Genomic DNA, 17,368 nt, shown 5'->3' on the forward strand with positions numbered 1-17,368 from the left:
CCTCGCTAATGCATGGTCAGAGAGTGCTGCATTCGCGCTCTGTATTCAGCACGCCACTCATCTCAGATCTGAATGATCGCAACAGAGCCAACTGATACTCACCATGAGCGAATTCGAATCCGAAGCCGCGTTAGACATCGTCGTCGAGCAACAGTCGCTCCGTTCAGCTCGCCAGCAGGTCGAGCAGGAGTTCGCACAGACGCCGATCACCGTCGACGTCCAGACGGACACCGACCGATCGGCCCAGGCCAGACAGACGACGTCGCCGAATGAGACTCGCTCGGAATCGCGCGAGATGGCCGCCCGCGATCGAGCGCGAACGCGGCAACTGCTGACCAACCAGACAGCCGTCCTCGAGAACATCACCGCGCAGATGGAGACGCTATCCGCCGAGAGTGAGCCAGCGGCCGGTCCCGATCCCGCGACGTCGCCGAGCGCGACCCCAGGAGTCCCTCCCCGGCGGGCGGATGGTGGACAGAACGAGGGCCGTCGACGTCGGCGAGAACGGCGACAGTATCGATGGGACCGGCAACGGACAGAGAGTCTCGAGACGGCCGTCGAACTCCTCGCTGGCCTCGAGGGAGAGGACGGCGGCGGGGCCGGAGGGATCCTCGACGAACTGCTCGGTGTCGGTGCCGGCGCCGGCGCTGGTCTCCTCAGTGGTGCGATCGGGCCGACACTCGGCGCCGGGATTGGCTCGGCTGTCGGCACGGCCGTCGGCGATGCCCTCTCCGACGAGGAGGTCGCCCTCAACACCGAGGACGTCGAGGAGATCGGCGTCGACGTCCCCGACGATCCGCTGGCGGTCGATCATCCCGAGAACCCATACGCAGTCGACCACCCCGACGACCCGTACGCGATCGATCACCCCAAGGACCCCTACGCGGTCAATCACCCCGAGGGGCCGTACGCCGTCGACCATCCAGACGACCCCTACGCGGTCGACCATCCTGACGAGCCGTATGCGGTTGAGGACCCCAGTCCGCTCGAGGTCGAAGAGATCGAACCGCTCGAGGTGGAACCTCTGGATCCGACTGGCGTGGATGTTGCAGTCGATGTGACGTCCGAGACAGAGACAGCTGGTGATCGCGAACTCCCTGATGACATCCCAGAGGTCGAGGAGGCCCCTGGCATAGGGGAAAGTATCAGAGATGAAGCGAACAGCTGGGGTGATGTTGTCCCAGTAGCCGGCCATCTCGTAGGTGGCCTCAAGGGATTGGGCGCGGGGTTGGGCTCACAAATTCCTTATAGCAGTCCGCAACGGCGTGAGGAACGGACGAGGAGGGAGCGTCGCGACGCACTTCTGGAGGAGGCCGCGCGTGGTGGTGGCGGCCAAACCCAAACCTCTGTCCGTGTTGAGACAGGCACCTCGAGTCCCCAACCAGCCGAGATCAACACCGAGGTCGGCGACATCAACGTCAACGTCAGAGACCTCGATCGGATGGTAGACGAGGTGACGAGAGCGTTCGAAGATCGGATTCAGGTGGCCCGAGACGACCTCGAGCGCCAGATCGACGATCTCGAACGGCAGATCGAACGATCGCGGTGATATTTATGCTCGATGCAAGACAAGACAACTCATATGGAAATTTCAACGCACGTGACAAAGTGGCTCCGGGCAGTGGGTCTCGTCTCACTCGCGATCGTCCTCGCCGGTGCCGTTACCGCCTACATCGGCGGCGGGTGGTACGTGTTCCTGGCCCTCTTTGCCGTCGCCACTGTCGGCTACATCGTTTACCAGAGGGATCCGACTCCCGAATAGCAGGCCAACCTCCCTGCGACGCTGTTTTCGATACACATGCCCGGACTGAGTGACAAAGCCGTCCTCGAGATCGACCTGGATAACCGGACCGGCGTTTTCGAACTCCGTGGCGGTCTCGGCGAGAGTGGCGAGATCACCCGCGAATTCATCCTCTCCAACCGTGGGCAGTATCTCCGCCAGGCTTTCGACCTCGCCTCGGGGGCGATCGATGACATCCAGGACGTCGACTTCGAACGGCGTCGCGGATACCACGTCGACGGCGGCGCCGGCGAGCATACGTTCTCGGTTTCGTTCGAGGCCGGCTTTAGCGACGGCCAGTGGGGCGACGGGTCGAGCGATCCGGCCAACCCAGACGACGTCACGCAGTACGACGCCGCCGGTTGCGGCCCGCTTGATCAGAAACAGATTCTCGAACACTACCTCGCCGAGGCGCGGACCGACTCCGGTGGCCGGGCCCGCCTCTACCACGGTCAGTTTACCGACGGGACCTACGCCGATACGGCGGGGGTCTTCGGCGAACCACTCGTCGTCGCGGTCAGCGAGGCACGAATCGAGTGGGACGGCGGCGACAGTCCCTCGTCGATCGAGGGGACGATCGAACTGACGCGGACGGCACTGCTCCCGGAGGTCGAGGAGGCGCTCGACGACGTCCAGTCGGCGATCGACGACGTCGTCGACGAGCTCGCGGACTACGTCCCGGACGTGTGATCCACCATGAAACTGCTCTACAAGATCCCGCTCGAAGAGGCGTCGCAAACCAACCAGCGCGACACACGCCGATCGCAACTCGCCGAGGCGGGTATCCTCGGAGGGAATGCCGTTGTTGAGCAGGTGTCGAGTGGTGCTGCCGATCTCACTCTCGAGGGCCAGTGGCGGACTGGCACGTGGCACGCGGAACTGTTCGCGACGGAACTCCAGGAACTCGCCAACTCGGCGATCGAGGCGATCCCGCTGTTCCGAAAGGATGGGAGCACCGCAGAGGCCGGCTACTACGAGGTCGAGAGTGCCGACGTCGAGCCGGCACACGCCAACGCCCAAGACGTCTACGCGTGGACTCTCTCGCTCAAGAAAAAAGGCACCACCCGGGAGAGCTTCCGACAACTGGCGACTAACAGACGCCAGGTCGACCACGGATTCGGCACTGATCAGACGGCACTGGTCGGCGTGCCGGCATCTGCACAAAAGGTCCAGTGGTTTAATCCGACCGACGGCTCACGCTCCCCAGCGTCGGTGTTCGAGACGCAATCGGGAGAGTTCGCCGACATCGAGATGTACGACCTCGACGCCGGCGAGACTGCTGTCGGGAGTGAGGCGACGCTGATCTATGAGGTCGACTACGGCGACGAGCGCTGGCCGGACTGTCGCGTCTACGACACGCTCGGCGAGGCCGAGAAGTACATCGAGAACGTTGACGGCCGTGTCCGTGTCTGGGAGAGCGTCTTCGATCCGACCCACGACCCGGAGGGCAATCTTATCCTCGACACCAACCGGCTACGCCTCGAGCTCGACGAGGCCAACGCGACGATGTCTGCCGAGCGCTGGGACGTCACCAACGACGTCTGGAGCGCGGTCGGGTTGAGCAAACCCAGCACGGTCGATCTTTACGATGTCGACATCACGGAGATCGGCATGGTCCGGGTCGTCGCGCAGTTGACGTTCGATGTCGACGGATCGTTGTTCGCCCTCGACGCGATCGTCGCTCGCGGCGACAACGACGTACTCTGGCACATCCCACCGGACGAAAGCGGCCCGATTCCGACCGACCTCGAGTCCTGGCTCTCGCCGATCGCGAAGACGACGATCGTCGATCCGCAGGGATCGAAAGCACTCGTCGCTCGGAGCGAGGTGCGTCGATAAATGCCGACCGAGAGCTTCAGCACTCAGCAGGAGCACTCGTGGACCGTTCCAGATAACGTCAGTGAGATCACGATCCGGTGCTACGGTGCTGGCGCCGGGCAGGGTAGCGATGGCGGGACTCCCGGCACTGGTGGGTACGCAGAGGCCTCGTTCGAATCTACCCCCGGGGAGACGTACTATATTCGCCCCGGTGGCGTCGGCGGTGATGGATCGACGGATAACCCGGGCGAAGGCGGCTGGAACGGCGGCGGGGCTGGCAACGGATACGATGATGCGTGGTCCGGTGGCGGTGGTGGGGCGTCTGACGTTCGATACGGCGGGACGACGCTCAACGATCGGATCATCGTCGCCGCGGGAGGGTCTGGCTGTGGTCGGCATAGGACGGGAGGTTCCAGAGATGGCAACGACGGCGGGGCCGAAACCGGTGAGTACGACGACGCGGACATCCACGGCGAAGGCGGGACTCAAGACAGTGGTGGCGCTGGCGGTACCGACGTGAGCGTCGGTGGGAACGACGGATCTCTCGGCACTGGCGGCGACGGGATCGAATACGGTACTGCCTACGGCGACCACGCGACCGGCGGTGGCGGTGCAGGACTGTACGGTGGTGGGTCTGGTGGTGCTGAGTACCAGGGCGGTACCGGAACTTCGGGAGGTGGTTCAAACTACATCGGTCCGACTGGCTACAACACCACCAGCGAACGCGGGACTGGCAACAGCGGTGACGGCGTCGTCGAGATCGAGTATGCGGCAGAACCGAGCGGCGCTCCGCAGAACCTCACGTCGGTGTACGACGAATCAAACGACGAGGTCGACCTCGAGTGGGACGCAGTCGAGACCACCGATGGCTATCGAATCTACCGATCGACCGAGTCGGATCCGTACACCAACGGTACTGAGATCGCGGACTTCGGATCGGAAACAACGTCATACACCGACACGGATCTGTCTGAAGGTACAGTCTACAACTATCAGGTCGTCGCGTACATCGACGTCGAGTCTGACCCGTCAAACGAGGAGCAGGCGCTCGTCTCCCTCCCAGCTGCAACGGACGTGACGGTCGACACGTCGGGCGGTCGGTACGTCGATATCTCGTGGACCGACCCGTCGACAGGAGCAGACGGATACCGTCTCTACCTCCGCAAAGACGGCGACAGTCAGTACACGCAGGAGGGAAGTGACATCGGTCCAGTCGCACCGGGTGAGACGGTCTCAGTGACGACGTCGGAACTCCTCGACGGCCAGCAGTACGGATTTGTCATCGAGACGTTCACGGCAGCCGCGTCATCCTACGCCGTCGCCGATGTCCAGAGCGGTGAGATCGTCTCGATCAGTAGCGGATCGGGTCAGACCGGTGTGTCGCCGTACGCGAACTCCGGGACTGTCGAAAACAGCGGAACACACACGATCGAATAACCATGCCACAGGAACCACAATACGTACTCCAAGACTCGGAAGGCACCGTTCTCGGCGTCGTCTACGTCGACTCAAACGATAACCTCGTCCTCCATAACGCGGTGGACGGGAGTGACGTCATCGCGGTCAACTCGGACGGCTCCGCGGGTATCGATGGCCCCGCGACCATCAGTGGCGACGTCGACCTCTCGGGGAATACCGTCACGAACCGAGGCGGCGTCTTCTCCGGGTATCTCACGAACACCCAGTCGAATGCGAACGACGGTATAAACTCGAATTTCGCCGAAAACACCCCGGTTACTGATTCGGACATTATAACAGTCGACTCGGACTCGCAGATCACGGTCCAGAAGGACGGAAACTACCGTATCTCGTACACTTGTACGTTCAACCAGTCGAGTGGCGATCGGCAGATCATGGCCGGTGCCGTCCGTCTTAACGGAACCGATCTAAACGACCGGACGGAGTCGTCGTGTTACATCCGGAACGACACGTACGGCGACGAGGAGTCGGTCGGAGCAGATCCAATCCTCGATCTCGTGAGTGGTGACTCGATCAACATCCGTGTCTGGGAGAAACGCGGGGGTGAGACGTGTGCCCTGATCCGGGCACACACCCATATCGAATACCTCGGGTGATCGTCTGATGGTCCAGACGTTTACGACTGAGTTCCCCGACCCGACTGGGCTCGTCCTCAACAGTTCGGTACAGGGCGAACTCGCTGTCGACTGGGATGCGAATCTCAACAATGGCGAGTATCACATCGAACTCCGGGATGATGACCCGGATGGGAACCACCCTGACTACCAAGACGAAGCCACGATCAACTGGGACGCGACGATCGGGCATACGATCTCCGGACTCGTCGACGGGGAGCAGTACTCGGTCCGGCTTCGGCACCAATCAGCCTACGCGACCGGCTCATGGCTGAGCGCCGAGGAGATCACGAAGCTGGTCGCGGCCGACGGGGTGTCGTTTCCGAGTCGCGGCGAGCACTCGATTACGGTCTCGTGGAACGACAACTCGGACTTTAGGGGATCGTATCAGGTCTGGCGAGATCGTGGCGACTGGAACCTCGGCGATCCGAAAGGGAAGCTGATCGCGACCGTCTCGGACACCACGACCAGCTACGTCGACGACAGCAACGGGCTTGTTCCAGACCGAGAGTACGCATACACAATCCGGGCACAGACCCAGTGGGTATACGCAGACAGCGCCCGGACGTCGACGGAGACCGCCAGCGCTGGCCTCGCCCAGCAGGCGGCATCGCCGCGAGGCTGGTACGTCGAGGTCGACCATCCGAGCGGGCGAACGCTACGACCACAGATCCTCGACGACGCGACGCTCGAGCCATCACTCAACGAACAGCGCAAGGTCTCAATTCCGGTTCCACGATCGGAGCGCTGGCTCGACGACGCTCTCGACGGCCAGCCGATGCGCGTGTTCAAGGACGGGCGCCAACTTGCGGTCGATCGCCTCGACGAGCGTGAGATCGAGCCCGATCGGGTCGTTCTCCACGGCCTCGGCGGCGAGCAGTTGACCCGGCGCGTTCGCGAGGACGTCGGCGTCGAGGCGGCCCACGATCTGGCCGAGCGGTTGATTCAGGAGCACACCGACTACACGCCGAACGTCGACGCGCCAGCGACCACGGGCGAGACGGATACCGTCCAGGACGTCTCGACGGCCACGGACTGGCAGGACGTCTTCCAGGAGACCGATCTCAGCCAGTACCCGGTCGGCATCGACGACACGACCGACGAGTTGGTCCTCCAGCGAACAGGATGGACCGACGTCGGCGGTGTCCCCAACGCCTCCTATTCTGGATCGATCTACTCGAACCCGGACTACTCCGGCGACTCGCCAGACGATGGGAACGGTGAGGCGATCGGCATCGAGGCGCTCGGCGACTACGCCGAGTGGTCGTTCGACGTCGAGCACACGATCCCCGGCGACGACCTCCACGCCTACATGCGCGTCGAGACGCCCAACGACAACGGCCGGCCGGAGGTCGAGTTCTCGGTCGACGGGACGGTCGTCGCGACGCTCCCGTACGACGACGCCATCGGCGGCGTCTCGCTCGGCTGGGACGACATGATGCACGGGCCCTACGGGAGCGACACCGCCTCGATCACTCTCAATCCCGGCACGCACACGCTTCGAGCCGAGGTTATGCAGTCGGCCGGCGAAGTGTTCGTGATCGATCGAGCGACATTCGTCGACGGGCGCTACGATCACACGGCTTCGGGCGACGTCACGACTGGGCCAGACGGCGCGAATCATCTCCCGGGCCCCGAACTCTATCCAGTCGCGACAGTCCGGACGGATCCGGTCCGGACAGTACTGAGCGTAGTTGGCGGTGATCTGACGAGCGTATGGAGTGATACATCCAACAATCAGGCCATCGGGATGACGAACGGCACGAACCTCGTCACGGCCTCGAACACTGGCTCGATCACGCACGACTGGGCCGACCCGGGCGATCGGATCCAGGCCGAGTTTACGCTCTCGCGGCACGGCTCGCGCGACGACGCCACGCCGACGCAGGGCTACCTCAACCAGACGATCGACTCGTTCCAGTTGACGGCCACGCTCGACGACACGCCGCTGGTCATCAACCAGACGTTCGACGGTGACCTCGGGGACGTCCTCGCGGAGATCGCCGAGGACAGCGGTGCGATCTGGGAGGTCTGGCGGGACGACATCGGACAGATGGCCATCGAGTGGTCCCAGCCCGGCCAGCGAACCTCCACGGAGACGATCGACGTGGCCGAGTATTTGGTCCGGAAGATCCCGCCGCAGTTCCAGCGCGCCGAGGTCAAGGGTGGCGCTCAGCCGGTCCGCGACGAGTCGGTCACCGTCTCGATCGGCTCGGCGGTCGACCTCGAGGAGAACGAGATCGTCCCCGCGAGCGAGATCGTTCGCGACGACAGCGGCGTGCGCTACACACGGGGCGACGACTACGAGATGGACTACCAGAACGGGACGATCACGGCCCTCTCCGACGGCAATCTCACCGACAGGGCCACCTACTCGATCGACTACGAGTACAAGGCGATCGGCGGATTCGAGACAGACAGTTACTCCGGCGCGCCCGAAGAGGAGTTCGTCGAGACGATCCCGCAGCTGACGAGTTCGAGATCGTGCGGACTGGCGGCGAAGATCCTCGTCGACGATGGCTCGGTCCCGCGGACCGAGGCCGACGTCCGACTCCCACCGTCGCTCCCGGCGACGCTGTCGCTCGTCGAGGCGATCGATTCGCCCGAGATTCCCGGTGAGGTGATGAGCGTATACGAACTCCAACAGACGCCCGATGGTCTGTCGTTGCGACTGGGATCGCGGAGTCGGGTTCGCGACACCGTCAAGCAGATCCAGTCGCGCCTGTCAGAAGCGCGGGATCGAGTTTGAGAATCTAACGCTGGTACTTCATCAGCTATCGGTGATGTTGGCAGAGCCGTGCTGAATACAGTGCTCTGTAGGATCACTAGACTGCGTCGACTTGGGAGCAATTGGAGCTGGTTAATTGTGATATGATTTGGACGAATCTTTCCCTGAGGGTGATGCTGGATGAACAGATTCTTGCAAAATCAAGAGACTGCGGTGGATTCCAGATACTGGTCCAGTGGGTGTCTGTTCTCCGACGAGAATAGGCTAATTATGGCGTCGTCTAGCGATCCTACAGAGCAGAATACAGGGCGCGAATGCGGCACGAGATTGTAATCGCTCTACAGAAGTAGTGATCACTCAGTACAGGCGACTCACGGGATAGCCAATATGGCCATCATTGATATTATTCCAAAGATACTCATTTCCATAATTTGAAAATACTAATATGAAACGACGACAGGTTCTTCGTATTGCTGGAGGCTTGGGAATCGGTCTAACAGCGGGCTGTTCATCCAATGACCGTGAGGAATATGCGACGATGCAGGAACTCAGTTTCGTAAATCCACACTCTACTCCTGTATCAGCAGAGTTACGGATAGAACGAACAGATACCGATGAAGTCGTTCACACTGAGGCTCGTGAACTGACAGTAGACCCTGATTGGATTATTCTTGATTGCGTCTGGCCAGATGCGCCCTTGACAGTAATGGCCCGTCCTGAAGATGGAGAATGGAATAGCTTCAATACGAAAGATAAGGACGGCTGTGTAGGTGTTATAGCCGAAGTGCGTGAACAGAGAGCGTCATTTTTCGTGCATAACGCTGAGTGCCCAATTGATGATCCAAGTTGCCATATCGATTAATTCGCATATCTACAGAACGGCTGGTTCATTATATTTGGCGTGAAACAAACGAGATCATCGTGCTGAACTCATCCTCTGTATCTCGCAGACTGGTTCTGGCAGTTTCTGGAGAGGTTGATCCGGGACGCGCAAGATACAGAACGAACAGTTACCGAAGCAGCTGTCGATCTAACCTAACTATGCCAAAGCCGCCTGCTGAATATAGAGGATGAATCCAGCACGTCGGCATCGTTTGTTTCACGCCGAATCAGGTGAACCAACTGCCCAATAGAGCTGCGAATTGCTCACTCGATTTCCAACTGGCCGCTCCCACCGTCCTCCCCATTGCCGTTCTCGGCCCATTCGAGTTCGAACTCGATACTCAATTCGCCAGGTCCGTCTGTCGGCCCCTCGCGTTCGGCTTTGACCTCAAACGTCGGGCGGGCTGGCGGCTCCATTGTCACGGACTCGGAACCGGATTTCAGAGTGACCGCTTCTCCTTGTTCGAGTTTATCAGCGACACTACGAAGATACGACGCGATTTCTTCTCGGGTCTGGCCGCTCTCGGATTTGAACAGGACTTCTTCAGGCATACAAAGGATACTACACGCCTGCATGTATAAGTCCAATCACTATCCCTTGCAGATCGCCTCTCAGTCTGTGCCACATTCGCGCTATCTATTCAGCAAAGACTGAACGTCCTACTCAGATTCTGTCAGAATCTGCCTGCTGAATATAGAGCATAGGCCTTGTTTAGACGCTCGAACTTCGGCAGTCGGAGGCATGTAGAACTCGTATCGTCGTGCTATAGTAGACGTTAGAAATAATTGCTCACTTTTGGAATGGAGAGTTGATCAAGTGCGGTATCGATCGCCGTTGTCAACTCGCCAAGTGAGTCGAAGAACCGGTTGCTGAGAGCCGTTTGTAACTGTCTCCAGCACTCTTCGACCGGATTGAGTTCCGGCGAATACGCCGGGAGCGTGACGAAGGCGAGGTCGTCACGGGCCGTCAGGTCCGTGACGGCCGACGCCTGAAAGTACGATGCTCCATCCAACACAACGATCAAGTCATCCTCAAACTCTTGGCATAATGCGAGAATGAAATGTTTTGCGTGATCGGCGGTAACGTACTCTTCAAATCGAGAGAAAAAGCGATCACCGTCTTCGGTGATCGCGCCCAAGAGACACGTCCACTCACGTTGTCCGGATAATTCGACAGACGGCCGCGTGCCGCGAGGAAACCACGCGGCACGCGGCTCAACTTGCACAGATTTCTTGGTTTGATCGATGCAGACTACCGTGGCATCCATTTTCCGCCGCTTTTTTTGAGATTCTCACGGAACGCTTCTTGCTCATCAGCATCAGATTCAGCGGCTGTACGGCGAGGTTTTTGATAGCTCAATCCCGCTTCGTTAAGCAACCGCCGACAACTCGGGATTGAGTACTCGACGTCGTACGTCTCGTCAAGATATTGCTGGACGAGCGCCGGCGTCCACGCCGGCGCGTCAACGCCAATTTCTTCGGGAGATTCGTGGACAATTTCTTCGAACTCTTGTTGCTCTTGTTCTGAAAGCTTTCGATTTCTCCCAGATCGATGAGCATCAGTAACAGCCTGCTCAAGCGACTCGTCGGTGTCGAGTCGCTTGAGCCAACTGTAGATCGTTCGCCGCTGAACGTCGTACCACTCAGCTAGTTCAGTTTGCGTAAGACCGTTTTTGTACGCTATTGCGGCTAAGAGCCGTTGTGTCGGCTTCTTTCCTTCCACATTGTCGAGGGCAGTTTGTAGTTCCTCGACAGAGATCTCGTCGAGATGATCCACTACACTCAACAACAGTATTTGAGTAAATAGTTCTAACGGTTACTATAGTAGCTCAGGGGAAATACCAAATCTACTAGGAAGTGAAGCGGGACGGATTCGTTGTGCACACGAAGACCTCCCGCTTCACAGAGAAGGTTGTATCGCTCGCTCAAAAAGCCGTCGTTGGTCCGCCAGCTCCGGCGTACCGACCGGGAGAAGCAGGCTACGCTGACTGGGTGATTCTCGCCGTTCAGGGATTGAAAGAGTATCTCGGCCATCCGTACCGGAAGCTGATGGACGTCCTCCGTGAGATGCCGAGAGTGACGGAATCACTCGGATTGACGCCTGAAACGGTCCCACACTTCTCGACGGTGTGTACGCGAAAGCAAGCGATTCCGATGAAGCGGTGGCGAGCGATCCTCGATCAGTCCGTCGAACTGTATGATCTTGGTGATGTGCAGGCGATCGACGCAACCGGTGTCGATCGCGTCCAGGCCAGCCAGCACTACGCAAAACGGACAGACTACACGTTCGAGGCGGTGAAGACGACGCTGCTCATCGATTGTGAAACCAGTGCGATTCTCGATATACACTGTTCGATGAAACAACCGCACGATACACAGGTCGGCTGGCAGGTATTAGTGCGGAATCTCGACGAGTTGGCGACTGTCGCTGCCGATAAGGGCTACGACTGGGAGGAACTTCGCACGAGGTTGCGTGCAGAAAGTATCACACCGCTGATTCCGCAGCGAGATCCTGGGATGCTGGGGTGGGCGAGAAATTTGCTCATCAGGGACCGGGCGTATCACCAGCGCTCGAACGCTGAATCGGTGTTTTTTGGGCTCCGACGCAGATACGGTGATACGCTCTGGTCGAGAACCTGGTTCGGTCAATTCCGGGAACTTGTCATGAAATCCGCGGTCCGAAACATCGAACGCGCCATCGAGGACTCACACCCGTGAATTCACGCGTTCAAACAAGGCCTAGAGCATACGTTCAGCATATGACCGTCGGTAGAAGGGGGCGGACGAGTCGATGTTCGATATCGCGGCGATTCAGTCGCCTAAAGCGTCAAGACCGATATCCGCGCGTTTGCCTCACTCGACCGGCTGGGCTTCGGGGAACTGATAGCTCCCGTCGAGAATGGGGTCGCGCGGCTGGTAGAGCCGAACCGTGTAGTTCCATCCCTCTGGTGTATAGAGGAAGTTCGGCTGGTCGGGGTCACCACCGAAATGGATCGTGACACTGCCGTCGTCGTTTGGCTCTGCGGTCGCGTTACTCACAGTATAGGCATCGTACTCGTTCTCCTCGAAGTAGAAATCGCTGTTGTAGACGCTGATCGACCAGAACCCGTCGACGGGGACGTCCTCGACGGTAAGTGTGTGTGGCGTCGTGCCGTCATTCTGGGCGGGAGTCCGTTGAAGGATGAACGCTTCTGATGGGTTCGGAACGCCGGTCCACCCTGCCGTACTGGCGATGAAAAATTTCACGGGGTCGACCTCATCGACGTCGCCAAACGCGCCCGAGTAGTCGTCAAATGTGAATCCGACTGGTATGAGCGCGTCCGTGAGTTGTTCGTATGATTGCTGATCCCAATTAGGGATCTCGAACGAGCCAGCCGACGATTGCTCCGCCTCGGTCTCGTCCTGGAGTTTCCGGGTTTGTTCCAGATCGTCTGGATCGGTCGGGTCGACGAACGCGCGAATCACGACGCCAGCATACCGGGTGCCGACGAGGTCTTGTGTTATCATGTACTCGCCGGGGTCGGTGGCGAACATCTTCACGTATTGGTCCTCGTTCTGGACGTTCATCGACCGGTATCGGTCACCGCTGTCTGGGAGCGTGATGGTGGCCGGCTCGGTTAGATCGAAGACTCCGAACGAGGCGAGCACGTCCCGGTCCTCCCCGATAGCAGCCTGATCCTCGATGGGGGTGACATTTCTGCGATGGTAGAACTGTCCGAACCCGCCCGCGTCGACGATCGACTGGAACACGACATGACAGTTGGCGCGCGGGTAGTTCTCCCACGTCACTGGGACTGTCTCGTCATTTTCTGACGGCTCGTTCTGGTCCTGTGAGGCATTAGACCTCGGGGAGTCCGTCTGGGCAGTGGCGCTGCCACCACCCAGCGTGAGCAGTCCCGCGAGACCCGTCCCACGAAGTGCGGTTCGGCGGGTTGCTTGAAGCGGTTTGGAGTCCAATTCTGGCGTCGTGTGGTGTGTTTCGTTGCTCATGACTCGTGTCTCTCTGAGTGGCCCACAGCAGTAGTGCGACCGACTCACACACTCGCACTCCAGCATTCCATATAATACAGTGACGATACTCGGGAATAATTTCATGATCTGATGATGGTGGTAGATGGATGTCTATCTCTGAATTCTCGATCGGCTATCTGTACCTGTAGTGAGCGATCATAAACATCAGCTCGTGCTGCATTCGCGCCTTTTATTCAGCAGACCCTGACCGAACTCCCGAGCCGCTGTCAAAAACGGCGTACTGGACACAGAAAATAAAAGCCAACTGTCTGGTTGGAGATGAAATGAGAAGGTATCACTCTTCCACAGGGACGACTTCGGGCATGTCGTAGGAGCCGTCGACCAGCGACCAGTGGGGACCATAGAACCGCGCTGCGAAGCGCATACCCCCGTCGGGGGCAGGCAGCCAGTTCGTCGCCTGCTCGGGATCGTCCGGTTCCTCGTTCTGCACGTAGATGACGAGTTCGTTGCCGTCGGTGTGCAACAGCCCTTCTTCGAGCATGTAGCTGTTAATGCTGTAGCGGTCGAGTTCGTTCTCGACGAAGTAGCCCTGCGCGTCGTAAATCGGGATCTCCCAGAACTCGGTGACTGGCGGGAGGTTATCGAGGTCGAACGTGATGGTGTACTGTGTCGACCCGTCCAGCGGGTCGCCGTTCGCGTCGGTGAATTTGAACCCAGCGACGTGAGATGCGGGCGAGTCGGGGCCCGCGAAGCCGAAGTCGGCCACGGCGGCCCGGGTCAACCAGTCGGTCCTGAAGTCCGCCGTGTTCTGAACGATGTTCCAGCCATTCATGTCTACCACGATGTCGCTGTTGCCCGCCAAGACGGTGGCTCTGACGCGCTCGAACCCGTTCTTGACCCCGGTGGTCAGGGCCTCCTGTACGTCGGTCTCGAGGGCGGACCACTCGAACTCCAGTCCCGGGCCGATCCCGACCTGCTCCAGCCGCTCGAGCATCGCAGCCTCTTTTCGGGAGTCGTCGATGAGCGACATGCTCGGGTCGTTCAGGACGAGGTTGAGGAGGGTGAAGAAGTCCGATGGGGTCTGGTTTTCGACCTGCTGCTCTGTGAGATCCGCCATTCGTGGGATCGTCTCGTAGTCGCCGGGGACGACTGACTGCTCCGCCCGTGGCACGCCCGAGCGGTCGTTTTCGAGCCACTCGCTGAGCGGGGTGATCGTCGTCTGCTCCTGCAGGTCGTTGACGTAGGCGATTTCGGATTCGTCCGTGGGATCGCGCAGCGCATACCGGACGATGATGAACAGAGTCTTCGTCTCTGCCTGGACGACATCGGTCGCGACGAAGTCGCCCGGAATTTCGCCCTCGTAGCCGTCCGGCAAGATCAGGTACGACCGCGCATCGGTGCCGTTGAACTGATTCCCGGCGTAGAGGGGGAAGATTCCGTACTGATTCATCAACTGCAGCGTGAAATAGCGGTCGGTAACCTCGGGCATCTCGATGACGACGGGGTCGTCCTGCAGATCGAGAAAGCCCATCCCGTACAGGGTGGTGGCGTTCGGGGTGACGATAGCCGTGAAATCGGCCGTTATCGGTCGGCCCTCGTTGGGATAATACAGCCGATTGACGCCAACGAAGACGTCACTGTCTTCCTCCTGCGTGTAGTTGAACCGCGTCACGTAGAAGATGACCTGCTGGAGTCCATAGCGGTACGCCTCTTCCGCGATCGATGCCACACTGGCATCCGTGTCGTTGTCCTGACTCGCTTCGGACTCTCGGTCGGCGGCGACTGTCCGCGTCACCGTCGATCCACCAAGTGTGAGTCCCCCTGCGACGAGTCCCCCCCTCTGGAGCGCCTCGCGGCGCGTCAGCGTTCGGGTACCGAACCGGAGCACTCCGTCAGCAGTCTTGTCTGAATCCTGGATTCCCTGGTGAGTACTCGTCCCGCGAAGCGCGGTCCGGCGCGTGACTCGCAGCGGTTCGAAGTCCGATTTCGCCGTCGTATGGTGTGGTTTGTTGCTCATGCCTTCTCTCTCTGAGTGGCCTACAGCAGCAGGTGGGACCAACTCACACGCATCCACTCCAGCGTTCCATATAATACAGTGGTGATATTTGTGAATCAATTCATGACATGATGACAGTGGTAGAGGGATAACTATCTCTGAATTCTCGATCGACGATATGAACCAGTGGTGAGCGATCACGGACCGCGCTATTCACCCGTCAGTTCGTGCCGCTCTCGCGCTGTGAGTTCAGCAGAGATAGTCCGAACCACAAACCAGCCCCACCGTGTCCTTGTGCTCCTGACGGCGCCGCTTCTCGCGTGCCCCGTCAGCCGTCGCCGCGCGCGTCCTCGAACGCCGCGATTGCGCGATCGCGGTACTCGCCGAGCTCGACGATGGGAGCGGGGTAGTCGGGCGCAATGGCGGCGCGTGTCTCGTCATCCAGCGTGGGCCACTCGTGGATGGCGTCGGTCGGCGCGTCCTGGAGTTCGGAGACGTGTTCCCTGACGTACTCGCCGTCCGGGTCGTACTTCTCGGCCTGGGTCGTGGGGTCGAGGACGCGGAAATCCGGCTGGGCGTTCGCTCCCGTCGAGGCAGCCCACTGCCAGCCGCCGGCGGCGTGGGCGGTGTCGTGGTCCGCAAGCTTTCGGCGGTACCAGTCGTACCCCTCGCGCCAGTCTATCAGCAGGTCCTTCGTGAGGAACGAGGCGGTCACCATCCGGACGCGATTGTGAACCCACGCGTCGGCGCGCAACTGCCGCATCCCGGCGTCGACGAGCGGATAACCCGTCTCGCCGTCCTTCCACGCCCGGAGCCCCTCAGGATCGTCGCGCCACTGGATTTCGTTCGGGTACTCGCGGTAGTTCTCGGTAACTACGTCGGGACGCGCGTCGAGGATGTGCGCGTAGAACTCCCGCCAGGCGAGCCGTCGCCGGAACACCTCGACCGATTCCCGGGCGTCCCCGTCGCTGGCGGCGGCCGCCGCGTCCTCAGCGGCTTCCCAGACCGTCCGGACGCCGACTGTCCCGAACTTCAGGTGCGGCGAGAGGCGCGAGGTCGACTCTCGGGCGGGGTATTCGCGGTCGTCCCCGTAGCGGTAGATCGTGTCCTCACGGAAGTCGGCGAGTAGGTCGTGGGCGGCGTCGGTGCCCGCTGGCTGCACGTCGGCTTCGGGATCGTCGAAGCCCAGGTCGGCGAGTGACGGGAGCGGGCCGGCAACATCGGAGGCCTCGCCGAACCACTCCTCGTCGAGGCTGTCGCGGGGGTCGACAACGTCACCGCGAACCGGCGCAGCGACGGGGGCGGCCTTCTCCTGGGTGCGCCACTCCCACCAGAAGTCCGAGAAGTCGGAGTGGTGGCTCCCGTCGTTCGTCGTGATGGTCTCTGGTTCGTGGAGGAGAGTGCCGCCGAACCGCTCGACGTCGACGCTGACGCCGGCGTCGGCGAGCGCCGCCGCGACCGCACGGTCGCGTTCGCCCGCCAGGCCGGAGTAGTCGCGGTTCCAGGTGACCGCATCGGCGTCGCAGGCAGCGGCGAGCTCGGGAAGCACCGCTCGTGGGTCGCCGCGGGCGAGGAGCAGTTCGCCGCCGCACTCGCGGTACTGTTCGCGCAATGAATCGAGCGCATCGAGCAGGAACGCCACCACGGGCGGCGCGCCGTAGGCGAGTATCGAGGGATCGTGGACGAACACCGGGAGTAGGCGGTCGCCGCCCGCTAGCGCCGGGTTGTCGGTCACACGAAGGTCGCGGCGGTGCCAGTGGAGTCGCATACCGGAGTCTTGGCGGGCGCTGGCGCCGCCCATCGCGAGCATTCCGGCGAGGCCCGCCCCGCGAAGTGCGGTTCGACGGGTTGCTCGCATCGGTTCGGATTCTGGTTCTGTTGTCGTGTGGTGTGGCTCGTTGCTCATGGCTCATGTCTTTCTGAGTGGTCCACAGCAGCACTGTTGAAGCCGGCTCACTCAACACACACCCACATTCTATATAAAATACTACCTGATTGATAACATAATTTATGGGTGTGATTACAGTATGGATTTGATGACGAACTCCCAATCCTCAATCTACTCTCTGCTTTCAAGTACTGAGCGCACCGATCGGTCT

Annotated in this window: 14 protein-coding genes; 9 read left to right on the forward strand and 5 right to left on the reverse strand. The window is 60.4% G+C overall.

The window, feature by feature from the left end; all coding sequences use genetic code 11:
* The first annotated feature begins 103 nt into the window (after positions 1-103).
* The 8 genes from AC6I6X_RS21915 to AC6I6X_RS21950 all read left to right on the forward strand — a co-directional run bounded on the left by AC6I6X_RS21915 (position 104) and on the right by AC6I6X_RS21950 (position 9,281).
* Positions 104-1,549 carry a hypothetical protein gene (locus AC6I6X_RS21915; protein ID WP_497932699.1) on the forward strand — a complete coding sequence of 482 codons (1,446 nt, stop codon included), beginning with the start codon at positions 104-106 and terminating at the stop codon, positions 1,547-1,549.
* Positions 1,550-1,582: 33 nt separating this feature from the next.
* Positions 1,583-1,762 (forward strand): hypothetical protein, encoded by a 180-nt coding sequence (locus AC6I6X_RS21920; RefSeq protein ID WP_497932700.1) that lies wholly within the window; start codon positions 1,583-1,585, stop codon positions 1,760-1,762.
* A gap of 36 nt (positions 1,763-1,798) precedes the next feature.
* Entirely contained in the window at positions 1,799-2,470 is a 672-nt protein-coding gene (locus tag AC6I6X_RS21925; RefSeq protein ID WP_497932701.1) for a hypothetical protein, read from the forward strand.
* Between the two features lie 6 nt (positions 2,471-2,476).
* Positions 2,477-3,619 (forward strand): hypothetical protein, encoded by a 1,143-nt coding sequence (locus AC6I6X_RS21930; protein ID WP_497932702.1) that lies wholly within the window; start codon positions 2,477-2,479, stop codon positions 3,617-3,619.
* A complete protein-coding gene (locus AC6I6X_RS21935) occupies positions 3,620-5,035 on the forward strand; it encodes a glycine-rich protein (protein ID WP_497932703.1) in 1,416 nt (471 codons plus the stop codon). It begins immediately after the preceding gene.
* A gap of 416 nt (positions 5,036-5,451) precedes the next feature.
* Complete coding sequence (locus tag AC6I6X_RS21940; protein ID WP_497932704.1) at positions 5,452-5,673, forward strand: hypothetical protein; 222 nt, start codon at positions 5,452-5,454, stop codon at positions 5,671-5,673.
* 7 nt (positions 5,674-5,680) lie between these two features.
* Positions 5,681-8,440: a carbohydrate-binding protein gene (locus AC6I6X_RS21945; protein WP_497932705.1), complete on the forward strand. Its 2,760-nt coding sequence runs from the start codon at positions 5,681-5,683 to the stop codon at positions 8,438-8,440.
* Between the two features lie 424 nt (positions 8,441-8,864).
* Positions 8,865-9,281, forward strand: a complete 417-nt coding sequence (locus tag AC6I6X_RS21950) for a hypothetical protein (protein ID WP_497932706.1) — start codon at positions 8,865-8,867, stop codon at positions 9,279-9,281.
* A gap of 284 nt (positions 9,282-9,565) precedes the next feature.
* On the opposite strand, the gene AC6I6X_RS21955 is transcribed toward AC6I6X_RS21950, so the two are convergent.
* Complete coding sequence (locus AC6I6X_RS21955; protein ID WP_497930578.1) at positions 9,566-9,853, reverse strand: amphi-Trp domain-containing protein; 288 nt, start codon at positions 9,851-9,853, stop codon at positions 9,566-9,568.
* Between the two features lie 224 nt (positions 9,854-10,077).
* Positions 10,078-11,078 (reverse strand): IS630 family transposase gene (locus AC6I6X_RS21960; RefSeq protein ID WP_497932707.1). Its coding sequence is split into 2 segments (ribosomal slippage): positions 10,078-10,586 and positions 10,586-11,078, totalling 1,002 coding nucleotides; the frame shifts between segments, so codons are not numbered across the junction.
* Between the two features lie 80 nt (positions 11,079-11,158).
* Here AC6I6X_RS21960 and AC6I6X_RS21965 point away from each other — a divergent pair.
* Positions 11,159-12,019 carry an IS5 family transposase gene (locus AC6I6X_RS21965; protein ID WP_497932708.1) on the forward strand — a complete coding sequence of 287 codons (861 nt, stop codon included), beginning with the start codon at positions 11,159-11,161 and terminating at the stop codon, positions 12,017-12,019.
* Between the two features lie 135 nt (positions 12,020-12,154).
* On the opposite strand, the gene AC6I6X_RS21970 is transcribed toward AC6I6X_RS21965, so the two are convergent.
* From AC6I6X_RS21970 to AC6I6X_RS21980, 3 genes are all read right to left on the reverse strand, one after another.
* Positions 12,155-13,357 (reverse strand): DUF1214 domain-containing protein, encoded by a 1,203-nt coding sequence (locus AC6I6X_RS21970; protein ID WP_497932709.1) that lies wholly within the window; start codon positions 13,355-13,357, stop codon positions 12,155-12,157.
* A gap of 250 nt (positions 13,358-13,607) precedes the next feature.
* On the reverse strand, positions 13,608-15,470 hold the full coding sequence (locus AC6I6X_RS21975; protein WP_497932710.1) for a DUF1254 domain-containing protein: 1,863 nt from the start codon (positions 15,468-15,470) through the stop codon (positions 13,608-13,610).
* A gap of 127 nt (positions 15,471-15,597) precedes the next feature.
* Positions 15,598-17,175 carry a cryptochrome/photolyase family protein gene (locus tag AC6I6X_RS21980; RefSeq protein WP_497932711.1) on the reverse strand — a complete coding sequence of 526 codons (1,578 nt, stop codon included), beginning with the start codon at positions 17,173-17,175 and terminating at the stop codon, positions 15,598-15,600.
* Between the last annotated feature and the right edge of the window lie 193 nt (positions 17,176-17,368).

Source organism: Halosolutus sp. YCN4 (assembly GCF_059736495.1).

Coding starts and splice junctions, on each gene's coding strand:
- AC6I6X_RS21925 (WP_497932701.1), top strand. CDS start 1,799: ATGCCCGGACTGAGTGACAAAGCCGTCCTCGAGATCGACCTGGATAAC.
- AC6I6X_RS21970 (WP_497932709.1), bottom strand. CDS start 13,357: ATGCTGGAGTGCGAGTGTGTGAGTCGGTCGCACTACTGCTGTGGGCCA.
- AC6I6X_RS21935 (WP_497932703.1), top strand. CDS start 3,620: ATGCCGACCGAGAGCTTCAGCACTCAGCAGGAGCACTCGTGGACCGTT.
- AC6I6X_RS21950 (WP_497932706.1), top strand. CDS start 8,865: ATGAAACGACGACAGGTTCTTCGTATTGCTGGAGGCTTGGGAATCGGT.
- AC6I6X_RS21955 (WP_497930578.1), bottom strand. CDS start 9,853: ATGCCTGAAGAAGTCCTGTTCAAATCCGAGAGCGGCCAGACCCGAGAA.
- AC6I6X_RS21915 (WP_497932699.1), top strand. CDS start 104: ATGAGCGAATTCGAATCCGAAGCCGCGTTAGACATCGTCGTCGAGCAA.
- AC6I6X_RS21940 (WP_497932704.1), top strand. CDS start 5,452: ATGGCCGGTGCCGTCCGTCTTAACGGAACCGATCTAAACGACCGGACG.
- AC6I6X_RS21945 (WP_497932705.1), top strand. CDS start 5,681: ATGGTCCAGACGTTTACGACTGAGTTCCCCGACCCGACTGGGCTCGTC.
- AC6I6X_RS21980 (WP_497932711.1), bottom strand. CDS start 17,175: ATGAGCAACGAGCCACACCACACGACAACAGAACCAGAATCCGAACCG.
- AC6I6X_RS21920 (WP_497932700.1), top strand. CDS start 1,583: ATGGAAATTTCAACGCACGTGACAAAGTGGCTCCGGGCAGTGGGTCTC.
- AC6I6X_RS21930 (WP_497932702.1), top strand. CDS start 2,477: ATGAAACTGCTCTACAAGATCCCGCTCGAAGAGGCGTCGCAAACCAAC.